15 protein-coding genes are annotated in these 16072 nt (G+C 42.7%); 12 read left to right on the top strand and 3 right to left on the bottom strand.

Annotation, left to right across the window (positions count from 1 at the left end; genetic code table 11):
- Window positions 1-23 precede the first annotated feature (23 nt).
- From BUB08_RS18005 to BUB08_RS17975, 7 genes are all read left to right on the top strand, one after another.
- Window positions 24-554 (top strand): GNAT family N-acetyltransferase, encoded by a 531-nt coding sequence (locus BUB08_RS18005; protein ID WP_073003327.1) that lies wholly within the window; start codon window positions 24-26, stop codon window positions 552-554.
- 30 nt (window positions 555-584) lie between these two features.
- Window positions 585-2009: an MBOAT family O-acyltransferase gene (locus BUB08_RS18000; protein ID WP_073003309.1), complete on the top strand. Its 1425-nt coding sequence runs from the start codon at window positions 585-587 to the stop codon at window positions 2007-2009.
- 3 nt (window positions 2010-2012) lie between these two features.
- Entirely contained in the window at window positions 2013-3065 is a 1053-nt protein-coding gene (locus tag BUB08_RS17995; protein WP_073003308.1) for a hypothetical protein, read from the top strand.
- Between the two features lie 134 nt (window positions 3066-3199).
- Complete coding sequence (locus BUB08_RS17990; RefSeq protein WP_073003326.1) at window positions 3200-3430, top strand: FeoA family protein; 231 nt, start codon at window positions 3200-3202, stop codon at window positions 3428-3430.
- Window positions 3431-3432: 2 nt separating this feature from the next.
- Window positions 3433-5532: a ferrous iron transport protein B gene (gene feoB / locus BUB08_RS17985; RefSeq protein ID WP_073003307.1), complete on the top strand. Its 2100-nt coding sequence runs from the start codon at window positions 3433-3435 to the stop codon at window positions 5530-5532.
- 16 nt (window positions 5533-5548) lie between these two features.
- Complete coding sequence (locus tag BUB08_RS20785) at window positions 5549-5680, top strand: FeoB-associated Cys-rich membrane protein (protein WP_083570849.1); 132 nt, start codon at window positions 5549-5551, stop codon at window positions 5678-5680.
- Between the two features lie 105 nt (window positions 5681-5785).
- Window positions 5786-8284 (top strand): endonuclease MutS2, encoded by a 2499-nt coding sequence (locus BUB08_RS17975; protein ID WP_073003306.1) that lies wholly within the window; start codon window positions 5786-5788, stop codon window positions 8282-8284.
- Between the two features lie 52 nt (window positions 8285-8336).
- Here the strand turns inward: BUB08_RS17975 and BUB08_RS17970 are convergent, their stop codons facing one another.
- Together BUB08_RS17970 and BUB08_RS17965 are read right to left on the bottom strand one after the other, a co-directional pair.
- Window positions 8337-8558, bottom strand: coding sequence for a VF530 family protein (locus BUB08_RS17970; protein WP_073003305.1), 222 nt, complete (start codon window positions 8556-8558; stop codon window positions 8337-8339).
- 58 nt (window positions 8559-8616) lie between these two features.
- Complete coding sequence (locus BUB08_RS17965) at window positions 8617-9663, bottom strand: M20 family metallo-hydrolase (RefSeq protein WP_073003304.1); 1047 nt, start codon at window positions 9661-9663, stop codon at window positions 8617-8619.
- A gap of 493 nt (window positions 9664-10156) precedes the next feature.
- Here BUB08_RS17965 and BUB08_RS17960 point away from each other — a divergent pair, with 493 nt between their 5' ends.
- Window positions 10157-11089, top strand: coding sequence for a magnesium transporter CorA family protein (locus BUB08_RS17960; protein WP_073003303.1), 933 nt, complete (start codon window positions 10157-10159; stop codon window positions 11087-11089).
- Here BUB08_RS17960 and BUB08_RS17955 read toward each other — a convergent pair.
- Window positions 11086-12438, bottom strand: a complete 1353-nt coding sequence (locus BUB08_RS17955; protein ID WP_073003302.1) for an MATE family efflux transporter — start codon at window positions 12436-12438, stop codon at window positions 11086-11088. The genes BUB08_RS17960 and BUB08_RS17955 overlap by 4 nt on opposite strands.
- A 118-nt stretch (window positions 12439-12556) precedes the next feature.
- On the opposite strand from BUB08_RS17955, the gene BUB08_RS17950 reads away from it, so the two are divergent.
- The 4 genes from BUB08_RS17950 (at window position 12557) to BUB08_RS17935 (ending at window position 16067) form a co-directional block, all read left to right on the top strand.
- Window positions 12557-13018, top strand: coding sequence for a thioredoxin fold domain-containing protein (locus BUB08_RS17950; protein ID WP_073003301.1), 462 nt, complete (start codon window positions 12557-12559; stop codon window positions 13016-13018).
- 202 nt (window positions 13019-13220) lie between these two features.
- Entirely contained in the window at window positions 13221-13835 is a 615-nt protein-coding gene (locus tag BUB08_RS17945) for a TetR/AcrR family transcriptional regulator (protein ID WP_073003300.1), read from the top strand.
- Window positions 13832-15094, top strand: coding sequence for a TolC family protein (locus BUB08_RS17940; protein WP_073003299.1), 1263 nt, complete (start codon window positions 13832-13834; stop codon window positions 15092-15094). Before BUB08_RS17945 ends, BUB08_RS17940 begins: the two co-directional genes overlap by 4 nt.
- Before the next feature lie 91 nt (window positions 15095-15185).
- Window positions 15186-16067, top strand: coding sequence for an HlyD family secretion protein (locus BUB08_RS17935; RefSeq protein WP_073003324.1), 882 nt, complete (start codon window positions 15186-15188; stop codon window positions 16065-16067).
- The last annotated feature ends 5 nt before the right edge of the window (window positions 16068-16072 follow it).

Here is a 16072-nt window from a genome sequence, read left to right as displayed (position 1 = left end):
AAGTAAACGGTAATCTTTCTGAAATGACAAAAAAACTACTTCAACACGGAAAAATAACCCTTCGCCCGCTGGAGCCCGGCGATATAGAATTGCTTTACAAGTGGGAAAACGACTCGAGAATATGGGGGCTGAGCAATACCCGCACTCCGTTTTCAAGATACATTTTGGCAGAATACATTAAAAATTCAGACAGAGACATATACGAAACAAAACAGTTGCGCCTCATCATCGAAAAAACAGATAATCAACCTGTCGGAGCAGTTGATTTATTCGATTTCGAACCGTTTCACCTGCGTGCCGGCGTTGGCATTTTAATTCACGACGAAAAAGACCGCAATTGCGGTTATGCAACAGATACGCTGGAAGCACTTTCTGAATATGCCCTTCATTCACTCGGGCTCAAACAACTTTACGCCAACATTTCTGCCGACAATTTTCAAAGCATCAAGCTCTTTGAAAAAGCGGGATTCACCAAGGCCGGCACAAAAAAACAATGGCTGAAAACTTTTTCCGGCTGGGTAGACGAATTGCTTTTCCAAAAAATATTGGATTAAAAAACGATATCACACCCCTTATAAAAAACCATGCTTTTTAATTCAATCGAATTTGTCATCTTTTTTCCTGTCGTTCTGCTTTTGTACTGGCGACTTTTCAACAAATTCTCGGTTAACCTGCGGAATGCATTTTTACTGGCGACCAGTTACCTGTTTTATGGATGGTGGGATTACCGGTTTCTGGGACTAGTAATTTTAAGTTCGGTAGTTGACTTTTGGTGTGGAGCAAAAATTTTTCAGGCGCAAACAAAAAGGAAGAAACGTCGTTTTCTGATTCTCAGCCTGTCGGTCAACCTGGGCGTTTTGTTTTTTTTCAAATACTTCGGATTTTTTTCCCGCGAACTTATCGCTTTATTCGCCAATTGGGGATACCCAATCCACCCGGCTACTTTAAATATCATTTTACCTGTAGGAATAAGTTTTTACACATTCCAAACCCTCAGCTACACCATCGATATTTATCGCGAGCGGTTAAAACCTACCAACGACTGGCTGGCATTCTTTTCCTTTGTAGCGTTCTTTCCCCAGCTTGTTGCCGGTCCGATTGAGCGCGCAAAACATCTGCTTCCACAATTCTACTCAAAAAAAATATTTGATTACCTACTGGCTGCCAACGGTTTTCGACAAGTACTCTGGGGATTTTTTGCAAAAATTGCGGTGGCCGACTCTGTTGCCCCGATAGTAGATACCATTTTTGCACAATATGAAACAGCAAACGCTGCCACGCTGGCAATGGGTGCCTTTCTTTTTTCCATCCAGATTTTTGGCGATTTTGCAGGCTATTCGAACATCGCCATCGGATTGGCGGCAATGCTGGGTTTTAATCTGATGCAGAATTTTGCCACCCCCTATTTTTCACGCAACATCCGCGAATTCTGGTCACGCTGGCACATTAGCCTCTCTACGTGGTTTCGCGATTATGTTTACATTCCGCTGGGAGGCAACCGCCGTTCGCCGCTTCGTCATTCCATAAACATTATGGCCACTTTTGTGCTTAGTGGTTTGTGGCACGGTGCAAACTGGACATTCATAATTTGGGGAACCATCCACGGACTGTTTTACCTGGTTACCCAGCCGTTTTCCACAAAAACCCGCTCCGATGAAATCCGGCTAAATCAGGTACTTCCCATTATTGGCACATTTGTGCTGGTTACCTTCGCATTCATATTTTTCAGAGCTGAAAATATTGTACAGGCCGGTGGAATAATTTCACGCATTGGCGGATTAGCAACCGGAAACTCCATCTTTCAAATGATGAGTTTTTCCAAAATTATTCCGGCGCTCTTTTTTTCTGTTATCCTGATTGTAACGGAGTGGCTGCAAAAAAACCGGCAACACGGACTCGATATCACTTTTGTAAAACCAGCAGTAAGACACGCCATTTACTACTTTATTATTTTCGCTATCCTGTTTTCGTTTCAAACCAACCGGGTTTTTATCTATTTTCAATTTTAACCAATGAAACTGTTTTCGCGCATATTATCGGTTCTCGTTCTTCCGCTGCTAATCATCGGCAGTACAAACTACCTGATTGACCCCGACTACACTTTACGAAAAAATTATCTACAAAAAGCAGCGCTGGCGCTGGCAAATGGAAAGTTGCTCAGCGGCCCAATCAATGCCAACGGTCGCCTGCTAAAAAAAGAATGGATAGAACAACTGCAAAAATCGCCAGAGGTGCTTATTCTGGGTTCGAGCCGAACAATGGGGGTTAGTAAAAATCTGTTTAACGGCAAACAGATCTTCAATGCATCTGTCACCAATTGTACGTTTCAGGACATGTACGCTTTTGTTGATTTAATGGGAAAAAAGACTAACACTGTTCCGAAAAAAATTATCATTTGCTGCGATCAATGGCTTTTGGGCAACTCATTTACAGAAAAACGCTGGCTTTATAACCGCAAAAATTTTATTAACCTGCTCAAAAAATCCGGCAACATTTCGCCCTCAGCATTTCCCCGTAAATGGGAACTTCAAAAAGAATGGATTAAAGAGCTTTTCTCAGTAAGGTATTTTATTCGTTCGATTAAACTGTTGGGGAAACCTGAAAAATTTGAAATCAGGAACACTGTTGTTGAAGGGAAAGCCATGCTACTGCCGGACGGATCGCGCATTCTCCCTTCCCAAATAGCAAATCCAAATCCAAAAATAGCAGAAGAAAAAGCCAAAAACTATTTTTACGCCAGCAGCGATGAAGTATTCACCCGATTAGATCCGGCACAATGCCAACTGTTCGAAAATCTCATTGGCTACCTACAGGAAAAAAACTGTAAAATCACCCTTTTTATTCCTCCTTACCATCCGTTAACGTGGCAATTAATGCACAACTCAGAAAGCCATTCGGGCATTTTTGAAGCAAACGACTACCTGCTGAATATTGCAGAAAGAAACAAAATCTGTGTAATTGGCGCTACCAATCCATCTGTTTTGAATCTCTCGCCTGCTGATTTTTACGACGGCGTACATCTAAAAACAGAAGCACTTTTTCGTTTGTTTTCCGTCACCCGATAATTATACAAACAAGCAAAAAAATACCTACTTATAGGGATTGTTTTTCTTTTTGAGTTCTGCTATTATTGCCGGCTAAAACAGGCCGCGGAATATGGCTGACAACCAATTGCCTGCCTTGGTGTTATTCTACTATTATGAAAGATACAATCGCACAATTAAAAAAAGGTGAAAAAGGAATAATAGAAAACTATTCGACCGATTTAATTCCCGTAAAACTACAAGAACTTGGTTGTCTTCCAGGAAATGAAGTTCACGTCATTCAACTCTCTCCGTTTAAAGATCTTTTCTACCTGAATATTAACGGCAGTTTTTTTGCCATCCGTAAAGAAACCGCTGCACTCATCGAAATTGCGAAAGTATTTTAACAATGGCAAAAACACTCCACGTAGCACTAATCGGAAATCCCAACACCGGAAAAACCTCCGTTTTCAATCAGCTCACCGGCTTAAACCAGAAAGTGGGAAATTACCCGGGAATTACAGTTGAAAAAAAGACAGGCACCTGCAAACTCTCCGACGAGATAAAAGCCCGGATAACAGATTTGCCGGGAACATACAGTCTCAATGCCACTTCTGCCGACGAGCAGATTGTTGTTGAGGCACTGCTTGACGAAAACCCGGAAGCTTCTCCTGATGTTGCCGTTATTGTAGCAGATGTAGAAAGTCTGAAACGAAACCTGTTTCTGTTTACTCAGATAAAAGAGTTGGACACTCCTGTTATTCTGGCTATAAACATGGCCGATAATATGGAGAAAAAGGGAATTTCGCTGGACGTGAAATTACTGGAAAAACAACTAAATACCCGCGTAGCATTAATTAGTGCCCGCAAAGGAACCGGAATTGATTCCCTGAAAAAGCTGATTCTCGAATACCAAAATCTTCCGAAAAATCCGGTTGTAAACATTTCAGAAGTTGACCCCGAATATTTTAAAAAGCTAGAGCAAGCCTTCCCCGGTAAAAACCGATACAAACAATGGCTCCGGATAACACAGAATTTCAGTTTTACAAACCGCAAAGTTAATCCGTCAGAAAACCTGGATAAAACCCTCCGAAAAGACAAAACGGAGTTAAAACGCATGCAACAAAAGGAAGCAATATTGCGCTACCTTTTCATCAATAAAACACTGAAAGAAACTTACCGGCAAGATGTTAACGCAGCGAAAGATCTCCGCAGCCGGTTAGACCAGATTTTAACCCACCGAATTTTCGGGTACGTTTTGTTTTTCCTGATTATACTGCTGGTTTTCCAATCGATTTACAGCTGGAGCAGCTACCCCATGGACTTAATCGACAGCCTGTTTGCGTCAATGTCTCAATGGGTAAAAAACACTTTGCCTGACGGCGCCTTAACAGATTTGGTTTCCGAAGGTATAATACCGGGAATAGGCGGAATCGTAATTTTCATTCCTCAAATCGCTTTTCTTTTCTTCTTCATTTCCATTTTGGAAGAAAGCGGGTATATGAGCCGCGTAGTTTTTATCATGGATCGCCTGATGCGCCGTTTCGGACTAAACGGAAAAAGTGTGGTTCCGCTCATTTCGGGAACCGCCTGTGCAATTCCGGCAGTTATGGCCACACGCACCATCGAAAACTGGAAAGAACGACTGATTACAATTCTGGTAACTCCGTTTATTACCTGCTCTGCCCGACTGCCTGTTTACCTTATTATTATTGCGTTGGTTATTCCCGACCAAACTTTCTTTGGCTTTAATTTGCAGGGGCTGACGCTCATGGGATTGTACCTCCTTGGATTTTTAGCAGCAGTAATTTCTGCATACATTCTGAATAAAATTCTGAAAATAAAAAACAGGTCATTTTTTATTGCGGAAATGCCCGACTACAAACTGCCGCTGGCAAAAAATATCGGATTAACGGTTTACGATAAAACCAGAGATTTTGTGGTGGGGGCAGGAAAAATAATTCTGGCAATATCCATTGTATTGTGGTTTCTGGCGTCACACGGATATTCAGAGCAATTTCATAATGCGAAAGAAATTGTTCTTGCACAACCCGATAGCAATCAGCTCGATGAAGAAGCGCTGGAAACCGCAATTGCCTCTTACAGGCTGCAGCATTCCTACATCGGAATTTTAGGGCACACCATTGAACCGGCAATCAGGCCACTGGGCTACGACTGGAAAATTGGAGTTGCGCTAATAACTTCTTTTGCGGCTCGTGAAGTTTTTGTTGGCTCGCTGGCAACAATTTACAGCGTTGGCACCGACGATGAAGAGACCATCAAAAACCGGCTGGCAGGAGAAACAAACATTACCACCGGGAAAAAGACGTTCAATCTCCCGACGGGAATTTCGTTGCTGCTGTTTTATGCGTTTGCCATGCAGTGCATGAGCACACTGGCCGTTGTAAAAAGGGAAACCAACAGCTGGAAATGGCCGGCAATTCAGCTCTTTTTCATGAGCGGTTTTGCCTACATTGTTTCGCTTCTGGCATATCAGTTTCTAAAATAATTCACACTGAAAATTCATGGAAGAAATACAAAATATACTGGTTTATTTAATTGTGGCAGCAGCACTGTTTTTCCTATTCAAAACGTTTTTTCGGAAGAAGAAAAAGCGAAACGCTGCCGGATGCAAATCCGACTGCGGGTGCCACTGAATACTTTTCATCCCGGAAAATTATAACGTTGAAAAGGCAGATGCCAAATTAATTGCAAATTTTCAACATCTTTCCCTACTTTTGCACCGGTTTTAAAATGAAACAATGCAAAACATCTGGCCACAAAATTTCGAAGAGAAAGTAGGATTTAACCGCGTTCGCGAAATGCTGAAAAACAAATGCCTCAGCACCATGGGAACCGAATGGGTTGATGCGATGCATTTCCACGATAATTTTGAAACCATTACCAGGCAGTTGGGCGAAACAAATGAGTTTTGCCGTATTATCCGTGAAGTAGAAAATTTTCCATCGGACCATTTTTACGATTTACGGAGCGCCTTAAAAAAGATACGCATCGAAGGCCGTTTTCTGGAAACGAGAGAGTTGTTTGATCTGAAACGGTCGCTGGAATCGATTCGCGCCATTGTTCAGTTTTTCAAAAAGCAAAACGAAGACACATTTCCCCTGCTGAAAGAGAAAACCGAGCCGGTACAAATTTTCCCGTACATCTACGATCGTATTGAAGCCATTCTCAACAAATTTGGAAAAATACGCGACAACGCCTCGCCCGAGCTGGCGCAAATTCGAAAAAGCATACTGGCGTTGCAGTCGAGCATGTCGAAAAGGCTGCATGCCATTTTAAAACAGGCACAAAAGGACGGACTGGTCGACGAAGACGCGTCGGTTTCCATCCGCGACGGAAGAGCAGTTATTCCGGTTTCCGCATCCAACAAACGAAAAATAAAGGGCATTGTTTACGATGAGTCGGCCACCGGAAAAACATCGTATGTGGAGCCCAACGAAATTGTGGAGATGAACAACGAAACCCGCGAGCTGGAATATGCCGAACGCCGGGAGATTATGCGCATCCTCATTGAGTTTTCAAACGATATCAGGCCCTACCTGTCCGATTTGGTTTACTCCTACGAATTTCTTGGTGAGATTGATTTCATCAGGGCAAAAGCACTGCTGGCGGTTGAGTTCGACGCAATTTTCCCGGTAATGCAGGAGAACCCGTTAATTCAATGGCAAAAGGCAGTCCACCCGCTTTTACAACAGGCTCTGAAAAGGGAAAACCGGAAGATCATTCCACTTGACATTCACCTCGACGAAAAAAATCACATTCTGCTCATTTCCGGGCCAAATGCAGGCGGCAAATCAGTGTGCCTGAAAACAGTTGGTCTTTTACAATACATGCTGCAATGCGGACTGCTTATTCCTGTTAACGAGGCCAGTACAACAGGAATTTTCCAGCAACTTTTCATCGATATCGGCGACGAACAGTCGCTTGAAAATGATCTGAGTACATACAGTTCGCACTTGCTGAACATGAAGCATTTTGCAAAAAACAGCAATGCAAATACCCTGGTGCTTATTGATGAGTTTGGAACCGGAACCGAGCCCATGCTGGGCGGCGCCATTGCCGAAGCAATTCTCGACGAGTTGAATCAGTTGCGGGCTTTTGGGGTAATCACCACCCACTACACCAATCTGAAACACTTTGCTTCGTCGGCAGACGGAATTGTGAACGGCGCCATGCTTTACGACGCTCAAAATATGAACCCTCTTTTTCAGCTTGAAATAGGGAAACCCGGCAGTTCGTTTGCCTTTGAAATTGCACGAAAAATTGGGCTCCCGGAAAAAATTCTGGAAAAGGCCACAGAAAAAATCGGAAAAAAGCACATTGATTTCGATCGGAATCTGCGTAAAATAAACAGGGATCAGCGCTACTGGGAAATAAAGCGGGAGAAAATCAGGAAGGTGGAAAAAATTCTGGACAACATGGCTGCCAATTACGAAACGGAGCTGAAAGAAACCCAGAAGCAAAGAAAAGAGATCATCAAAAAAGCCCGGGAAGATGCCGAAAACCTGCTTTCCGGGGTAAACAAACAAATCGAGAATACCATCCTCGAAATTAAAAAAGCACAGGCAGAAAAAGAAAAAACAAAAGATGCGCGAAAGAAGCTGGAAAAACTTAAGTCTGAAGTTGTAAAAAGCAGCAGTGCTGACGACGACCAAAGCATTTCCGCAAAAATGGACAAGCTTCGGCGCCGCGAAGAAAAACGGAATAAAAAACGCCCCGTTGATTCGAAAAAAGACATCGGCAAAAAGAAACCGGAGAAACAGGTTGAGCTGAAACCCGGCGACAAAGTACGAATTGCCGGACAGCAAACCATTGGCGATTTAATTGAGCTGAACGACAAAAATGCAGTGGTGGCGTTCGGACAACTGATTACTACCCTGCCCCGCAAACAGGTGGAACGGTTAAGCAACAACGAAGCAAAAAAAGTGGACAAAGAAAAACGGTCGGGAAACGGCACACGTCTGCTAAGCAACTTTTCAGAACGGCGGCTAACCTTCAAGCCCGAGATTGACATACGCGGGCAGCGTGCCGAAGAAGCCATTCCCAAAATTCAGGAGTTTATCGACGAAGCCATCATGTTTGAGGTAGCCGAACTTCGTATTCTCCACGGAAAAGGGCACGGTATTCTCAAAGAAACCATCCGCAGTTACCTTCGCTCAGAGCCAATGGTAAAAAGCATGAAAGACGAACATGTTGATTTTGGTGGCGCCGGCATTACCGTGGTAACCCTTGCGTTATAATTTTCTTCGTATAGAAAACTCAAACAAAAAAAGCACCATTTTGGGGACCGCACTACTGTTTTGCTGACTTAATCGTTTCCAGGTACAATTCTTCTACTTTTGCCCGGGCCCACGGGGTACGCCGAAGAAACTTCAGGCTCGATTTTATGCTCGGATCTTTTCTAAAGCAGTTGATCCGAATCCGCGCTCCCAATTTTTCCCAGCCGTAAAAACTTACCAGGTAAACGACCATGGCTTCGAGGGTTATTCCGTGTAACGGATTATTGGGTTGCATAAAATATAAATTTCTATTTCAGTAAATTTCATTTCGAAAAGCTGAAGAACAAGAACCGTCAAATTTTCAGTCCTTCAAGCATTTTTATGTACTGCTCAACTCCTGCAATAATTTCGCTTTTGTAAATATACTCGTCGGCAGAATGTGAACGCGCCGAATCGCCCGGGCCCATTTTTACTGAAGGGAAAGGAACAATGGCCTGGTCAGACGTGGTAGGCGAACCGTATAACCGGATTCCCATCTCCGCTGCTTTTCGGGCAAACGGATGGTCGACACTAATTCCGGAAGAATTTAGCCGAAATGAACGGGGTTTCACCTCAGACTGAATCAGCCCCGAAATAATTTTTGCTGCTTCTTTATTGGGGTAGTGCTCATTTGTACGCACATCCACCACAAAATGGCAAACATCCGGAACCACGTTGTGCTGCGTTCCAGCTTCAATCTGGGTAACCGTAACTTTCACCTCACCTAATAATTCCGAAGCATTTTCAAATTGATAATTCCGAAGAATCTGAATATCATCGATAGCTTTATATAGTGCATTTTCCCCTTCGTTGCGCGCTGCGTGCCCCGATTTTCCATGGGCGTAACAATCGAGTACCAAAAGGCCTTTTTCGGCAATGGCCAGCTCCATGCTTGTTGGCTCGCCTACAATAGCAAATGCAACAGGCACAATCTCGGGCAACACAATTTCCAGCCCCTGCTTTCCGGATATTTCCTCCTCGGCAGTAGCGGCATAAATCAAATTAAAAGGCAGGTCATCGCGTTCGTAAAAATGCATAAAAACAGCCAGCAGTGCCACTAACGGACCGCCTGCATCATTACTTCCCAACCCGTAAAGTTTATCGTCGTCTTCAACAGGCGAAAACGGGTCGAATGAATAACCTTTTGCCGGCCGCACCGTGTCGATATGCGAGTTTAGCAACAAAACCGGTTTCCCCTTGACAAAATGCTTGTTGTATGCCCAGGTATTATTCTTTTTAACTTTATAAGGGATATCTGCATCCTGCAAAAATTCCCTCATAATAGCAGCAGCTCTTTCTTCTTCTTTGCTGAATGAGGGAGTCGAAATCAACCGTTTTAGTAAATCAATAAATTTATCCATGTCTAATTTCAATTCCGAAGATGCAAATGTGGCAAAAAATTCCGGAATTCAATCCCGTTTAAAATACACTATCTCTGTATTTCAAAATCAAAATTACTGACGATGTCCAGTGTGGCGATGATGACAGGTTGACTTCCCTGATTCTTCAGTGTTCAAAACATCAAACAAAGCCGGATAAAACGGATTATAAAACTTATTTTCAGCAAATTAAAGACGAAACGTTTTAATTCACACAAATTAAGACAGTCTATCTAAAAACCGGACCGGATTAAAAATTACGCTTGGTTACGTATTAGTTACCAAAAAACCCAAAAAGGAAGAATGGCGCTCATTTGTGCCTTCTTTATTGAAAAAACGAATACTTTTGCACCACAAATTTTAAAGAAAAAATCATGGACGATGGCCCGTGTCATAGACAGAGAGAAGTATTAACCTGCTTGTAAGGAGGGCCGACAATGCCTCCGCGCGAGCATAAAGCATAAGGAGGCAAACCATGCTGAAAATTTTTAAAACATTCGGGGGTTACAACGAAATTCCAAATGTTGAAAAAGGGTGCTGGATAAATGTTTCAACGCCAACCCCAACAGAAATCAATCGTTTAACAAATGAGTTCAATATTCCTGCCGACATTGTTCAGGACATCCTCGATGCCGATGAGCGTCCGCGTGTGGAATTTGACGACGAATGGCAACTGGTAATTTTACGCATCCCGGTCAGCAGTCCCGACAACGGAGTTCCTTATTTTACGGTTCCGCTCGGAATTTTCCTGGCCCACAATTACACCATTACCATTTGTTCCCTTTTAAACGACGTTTTGCCATTTGAGCAGCCATCGGTTTACCGCGACATGAAACAACCAATTTCCGATGAACTCAATTTCATTCTGAAACTTTTTTTACGTTCGGCAACAACGTACCTGCATTACCTGAAACAGATTAACCAGCAAACCGCAAATATCGAACAAGACCTGGAAAAATCTATCCGGAACAAGGAGCTGAACAAACTCCTGAAAATGGAAAAATGCCTGGTTTTCTTTATTACTTCCTTAAAGGCAAACGAACTGATTCTGGCCAAACTCAGGAGTTCGAGAAAAAACAACATCAGCGAAATAAACGAGGATTTGCTGGAAGATGCAATCATCGAAAACAAACAGGCGCTGGATATGGCTCAAATATATTCGGATATTCAAAGCGGAATGATGGATGCTTTTGCTTCGGTAATTTCCAACAACCTGAACGTGGTAATGAAGCAACTTACACTCATTTCAATTATTTTGATGATTCCAACATTGATTGCCAGTTTATACGGAATGAATGTGCCAAACTACCTCGAAGGACACAGTTGGGCATTCCCGGCAATCATTGGCTTTTCCGGTTTCATGTCGTACCTGGGAGTTCTGCTTTTCCGAAGAAGAAAGTGGTTTTAAACTTCCGATTCCCTTAACTTTCTGACGGTTCTGATTAGAAACAGGAAGGCCAGAATTCCGGAAACAAAATTGGCCAGCAATGCAGCCCAAAAAACGCCGGGCAAGCCAAAATAAAGGCTTCCAACCCAGGCAAGCGGCACATACAATGCAAGCATTCTTAACACCGAAAAAAAAGTGGATGGCAGCGGTTTATTCAGTCCGTTGAAGCACGACATACTTACCATTACCAATCCCTGAAAACCGTAGCTCATACCTACAGTTTTCAGGTATTGCGAGGTAATATTTACCACTTCCTGGTGGTCTGAAAAAAGCGCAGAAACCGGTTCGGCAAAAAATACCAGCAAAACAAAAATTGCTCCTCCCCACACCAGCGAAAAATAGCCCGCATATTTCAACGCCTGAAAAATACGGGGGAACTTTTTCTGGCTGATGTTCTGTCCCATAAAAATAATCAGAACCGAGCCCAGGGCAGATATCATCATCAGGGCAAATGTTTCGATGCGCGAAGCCACACCGAATGCCGCCACAGCTTCCTTTCCAAACCCCGAAATAATTCGCGTAATCAAACCAATAGAAACAGGAGTAATTAAAAGTGCCAGACTTGCAGGGCCTGCAATGGAAAGCACATCCCGCCAGGTTTTCATAATCTCCTGAAAGCGTCCCAAGTGCAACGAAAGCAGCTTTTCACGGCGAATGAGAACAATGAGGATAAAAACCAACCCGGAACTTCTTGAAATTACAGTAGCCAACGCTGCTCCTTTCATGCCCATTTCGGGAAACGGGCCAATTCCGAATATCAAAAGCGGATCGAGAATCGCATTGATAATTGCAGAAATAACCATCAACATTCCCGGTGTAAATGTATCGCCGGTTGCCCGCACAATGTTATTTCCAATCATCGGAACCACAACAAAGGCAACGCCGTAATACCAAACACTCATGTAATCGTTAATGTGCCCCAGTATTTCGGGACCGGCGCCCAGCGCAATAAAAAGCGGACGAATGGTAAGAAGTCCTGCAACCACAAAAATCGCCACAATGATAATCCCCAGCAAAACAGCCCGGCTTGCCATCAGCTTTACCGTGTTACGATGCGTACTTACAATATTGCGCGACACCAGCGAAGAAGTGCCGATTCCCACACCGTGCGACAGACTATTTACAAACATCACAACCGGGAAGCAAAATCCCATGGCAGCCAACTGCTGAACGCCAAGCTTCCCGATAAAATAGGTGTCCACCAGATTGAAAACAACCATTCCTGTCAGCCCCAACAACATAGGCCAGGTAAGTTGCACCAATTGTTTTCCGGTGGGTCCTTCAGTGAGGTTTTTATTTATGTCGCGCATTTTGCAAATATTGCGGTTTAAAACGAAACACAACGAAGTATCGTACGTTTTTTATCAAGCTTTTTTAGAACAGGTCACCGTGGAAAGTCATACCTTTGTATAAACATTTTTCAAAAAAATGAAAACACAAAACCTTCCGAAAATCATTCTGTCGCTTCTGGTTTTACTACTTATCATGGGGTATTTTCTGAAAGACAACTTAAATAACTTCATTTCAGAAAAAATAAAAAAAACTTCTGGTACTGAAGCCATTATTTCCGGAGAACAATGGGTAGATTCTCTTTTTAACTATACAAAAAACGGAAAAAATTTTGAGTTTACCCTGCTTCAGTTCAAATCAAACGGATGCACTATTTGCAAACAAATGGAGCCCGAACTGGAAGAAATCAAGAGTATCCCCGAAAAAAATGTCAACGTTGTTGTTCTTAATATCCTGAATTCCAACAGTCAGAATGTAATGAGGTATTTTGGAATATCAGCAGTGCCCACCCATCTGATTCTCAATAAACAGGGTGAAGAAATTTACAGAAAATACGGATATGTTCCGGCAAAAAATTTGATGATACGCTTCAGAAAATAAGAAAAAATCTAAAAACCAGGTTTGTTCTCAAACTAAACCAGACTGCTTTCTAATTCGACAAGCCAGTGTTCCAATCGATCATTTCCCGGGGAATTACCTTTTTCGAATTTAACCATTCGGTTAAACTTTTCGGGTAAATTGTTTGGCTAATAAAATAAAGCTTCTTAATTTTGACCAACTGGTTAAATTAAATGGTTAAATAATGAGTCAAACTAAGAAAGACAATACAGAAGACAAAATTCTGGAAGCCGCAAAAACAGTTTTCATAAAAAAAGGGATGGATGGCTCACGCATGCAAGAAATTGCCGATGAAGCTGGCATTAATAAAGCACTTTTGCATTACTATTTCCGAACGAAGCAAAAACTGTTCGAAGCCATCTTCAGCAGGGTTTTCAAACAAATTTTTCCAGACCTCACAACTTTCATCCGCTCCGAACTGCCCATCGAAAAAAAGCTGGAAACTTTCATTGAAAAGTACATTACACTACTGATGAAAAATCCGTTTCTGCCGGCTTTTATTCTGAAAGAAATTCATCGCGATCCCACTTTTCTGGCGGCAGTAATTAAAAAGAACGGAATAAATCCTACTGAAGTTTTTGCAATGCTGAACAACGAAATGGAAGCCGGAAGAATCAGAAAAATGGATCCGCGGGAACTGCTTATGAATATACTTGCACTTAGTATTTTCCCTGTTGCTGCGCGCCCGCTTGTGCAAATTATGCTTTTTGACAACAACAAAAAGGAATACACCGATTTTCTGGAAAGGAGGAAGCAAACCGTAAAAGAATTCATTTTCAACTCAATTCTTATAAAATGAGAAAACTAATTCTGTTTCTGCTGTTGCCGGCCCAACTGGCTTTTGCTCAGGAAAATATTTCGCTTAACGACTGCTACGGCTGGGCACGCGAAAACTACCCGAACCTGAAACAAACGGAAATCAGAAAAGAAATTTCCGAATTGAACAAGAAAAATAACCAAACCGGGTATTTACCACAGGTTTCTGTCAACGGGCAGGCCACCTACCAGTCGGATGTTACCCACATAAATATCGACATTCCCAACATGGCCATTCCGTCGGTTTCCAAAGACCAATACAAAGCTTACGCAGAAATCAGGCAAACCATTTGGGACGGCGGGCTGGTTGCGGCAAATGATCAACTTGAAGAAGCGATGTTGCAAAGCAACCTCAGCCAGTTGGAAGTGGAGTTGTACAAATTAAACGAGCAGGTTGCCCGGGCTTTTTTTGCGGCGCTGGCCATCGACAAACAAAAAAAAGTACTGGAGGCTCAAAAAAAAGTGCTCCTTGAAAAACTGAAAGCAGCGCAATCAGGAATAAAACACCAGGTAGTGGAGCAATCGGCAGCACTAATACTAGAAGCGGAAATTCTGAACCTTGAACAAAGTAAAATTGAAATAAACGCAGCAGAAAAAGCAGCCTTGCAAATGCTCGCCATATTAACCGGGAAAACCATAGAAGAAAGTTCATCGCTAAAATACAGTTCATCGGGAATTTCTGAACAGCAAAGTTTTCGAAGGCCTGAATCGGCGCTGTTTGAAACGCAAAAAATTCAACTGGACAAACAATCGGAATTGCTTGAGAAAAACAGAAACCCCAGACTTTTCGGATTTGGACAGGCCGGCTACGGAAAACCGGGATTAAACATGCTAAACAACGAGTTCGACACGTATTACATGGTTGGGCTGGGGCTTTCGTGGAATGTTTTCGACTGGAAAAAAACGACACGCCAAAAACAGGAACTACGGCTTCAGCAACAATTAATCGACCGGCAGGAAGAAACCTTCAACCAAAATCTGGAAATACTGCTGGCGCAGCAAAACGAACAAATCAAAAAATTGGAGACACTGCTAAAAACAGACGTGCAACTGGTTTCGCTCCGCACAAAAATTGCACGAGCGTCTGCCTCAAAGCTGGAAAACGAAACGATTACTACATCCGATTACATTCAGGATATACAAGCAGAAACCGTTGCGAAACTCAATTACGAATTGCACAAAATTCAGTTCAACGAGGCTAAAGAAAAATACAACTTAATAAAAGGAAAAAACACTCGCTAGTGATTAACAGCACCATTTTCAGTTTTTAAAATAAAACCATGTAACGAACATGAATTTTTCGAACATTCAGAAATCAAAAAACTTCACACAGATGAAATACAAAATACTCATTGCCACTCTGTCCACCGTGCTTTTTGGATGTACCAACAACAACGACCAATCCGACGCATACGGAAATTTCGAGACGGAAACAACAATTGTTGCGGCAGAATCATCGGGAAAAATTATTCAGAAAAATGTAGAAAAAGGGCAAAAAATTGAAGCCGGTTTTATTGCTGTTATTACAGATACGGTTCAGCCTTTTCTCAAACTGAAGCAAATTGAAGCACAAAAGGCGGCAGTGGTTTCAAAAAGAGCTTCGGTAGCGGCACAGATTGCTGTTTTTGAAGAACAGAAAAGAAACCTGCAAATCAACGAAAAAAGGATTTCGCAAATGCTGAGCGACGGCGCGGCCACGCAAAAACAACTGGACGACATTACCGGCCAAATCAACGTTGCCAACCGGCAGATTGAAAGCACAAAAACGCAATTCTCATCCATAAGCAAGGAGCTGGAAGTTGTGGAAACACAAAAGGAAGCGACCGGCGACCTGCTCAGGCGTTGCACCGTAAAATCGCCTGCAAGCGGAACAATTCTGGAAACTTACGCCGAATTGGGAGAACTGGCAACTCCGGGAAAACCACTGTTTAAAATGGCCAACCTTGACGAATTGACATTAAAAGTTTACGTGAGCGGCGCGCAGCTTTCCAACATAAAAATTGGGCAGGAAGTAAGTGTTTGGGTCGACAAAAACGAAACCGACAATCAATCTTTTCCCGGGAAAATAACCTGGATTTCTTCTGAAGCGGAATTCACGCCAAAAATCATTCAAACCAAGGAAGAACGGGTAAAACTGGTTTATGCGGTAAAAGTGGCGGTAAAAAACAACGGCACGCTCAAAATCGGCATGCCGGGGGAAATCAGTTGGCAGTAATCACT

Source organism: Mariniphaga anaerophila (genome assembly GCF_900129025.1).
Classification (GTDB): Bacteria; Bacteroidota; Bacteroidia; order Bacteroidales; family Prolixibacteraceae; genus Mariniphaga; species Mariniphaga anaerophila.
The sequence above is the reverse complement of the archived record's forward strand: the minus strand, read 5'-3'. Positions and strand labels throughout refer to the sequence as shown.

Coding starts and splice junctions, on each gene's coding strand:
- BUB08_RS18005 (WP_073003327.1), top strand. CDS start 24: ATGACAAAAAAACTACTTCAACACGGAAAAATAACCCTTCGCCCGCTG.
- BUB08_RS18000 (WP_073003309.1), top strand. CDS start 585: ATGCTTTTTAATTCAATCGAATTTGTCATCTTTTTTCCTGTCGTTCTG.
- BUB08_RS17995 (WP_073003308.1), top strand. CDS start 2,013: ATGAAACTGTTTTCGCGCATATTATCGGTTCTCGTTCTTCCGCTGCTA.
- BUB08_RS17990 (WP_073003326.1), top strand. CDS start 3,200: ATGAAAGATACAATCGCACAATTAAAAAAAGGTGAAAAAGGAATAATA.
- feoB (WP_073003307.1), top strand. CDS start 3,433: ATGGCAAAAACACTCCACGTAGCACTAATCGGAAATCCCAACACCGGA.
- BUB08_RS20785 (WP_083570849.1), top strand. CDS start 5,549: ATGGAAGAAATACAAAATATACTGGTTTATTTAATTGTGGCAGCAGCA.
- BUB08_RS17975 (WP_073003306.1), top strand. CDS start 5,786: ATGCAAAACATCTGGCCACAAAATTTCGAAGAGAAAGTAGGATTTAAC.
- BUB08_RS17970 (WP_073003305.1), bottom strand. CDS start 8,558: ATGCAACCCAATAATCCGTTACACGGAATAACCCTCGAAGCCATGGTC.
- BUB08_RS17965 (WP_073003304.1), bottom strand. CDS start 9,663: ATGGATAAATTTATTGATTTACTAAAACGGTTGATTTCGACTCCCTCA.
- BUB08_RS17960 (WP_073003303.1), top strand. CDS start 10,157: ATGCTGAAAATTTTTAAAACATTCGGGGGTTACAACGAAATTCCAAAT.
- BUB08_RS17955 (WP_073003302.1), bottom strand. CDS start 12,438: ATGCGCGACATAAATAAAAACCTCACTGAAGGACCCACCGGAAAACAA.
- BUB08_RS17950 (WP_073003301.1), top strand. CDS start 12,557: ATGAAAACACAAAACCTTCCGAAAATCATTCTGTCGCTTCTGGTTTTA.
- BUB08_RS17945 (WP_073003300.1), top strand. CDS start 13,221: ATGAGTCAAACTAAGAAAGACAATACAGAAGACAAAATTCTGGAAGCC.
- BUB08_RS17940 (WP_073003299.1), top strand. CDS start 13,832: ATGAGAAAACTAATTCTGTTTCTGCTGTTGCCGGCCCAACTGGCTTTT.
- BUB08_RS17935 (WP_073003324.1), top strand. CDS start 15,186: ATGAAATACAAAATACTCATTGCCACTCTGTCCACCGTGCTTTTTGGA.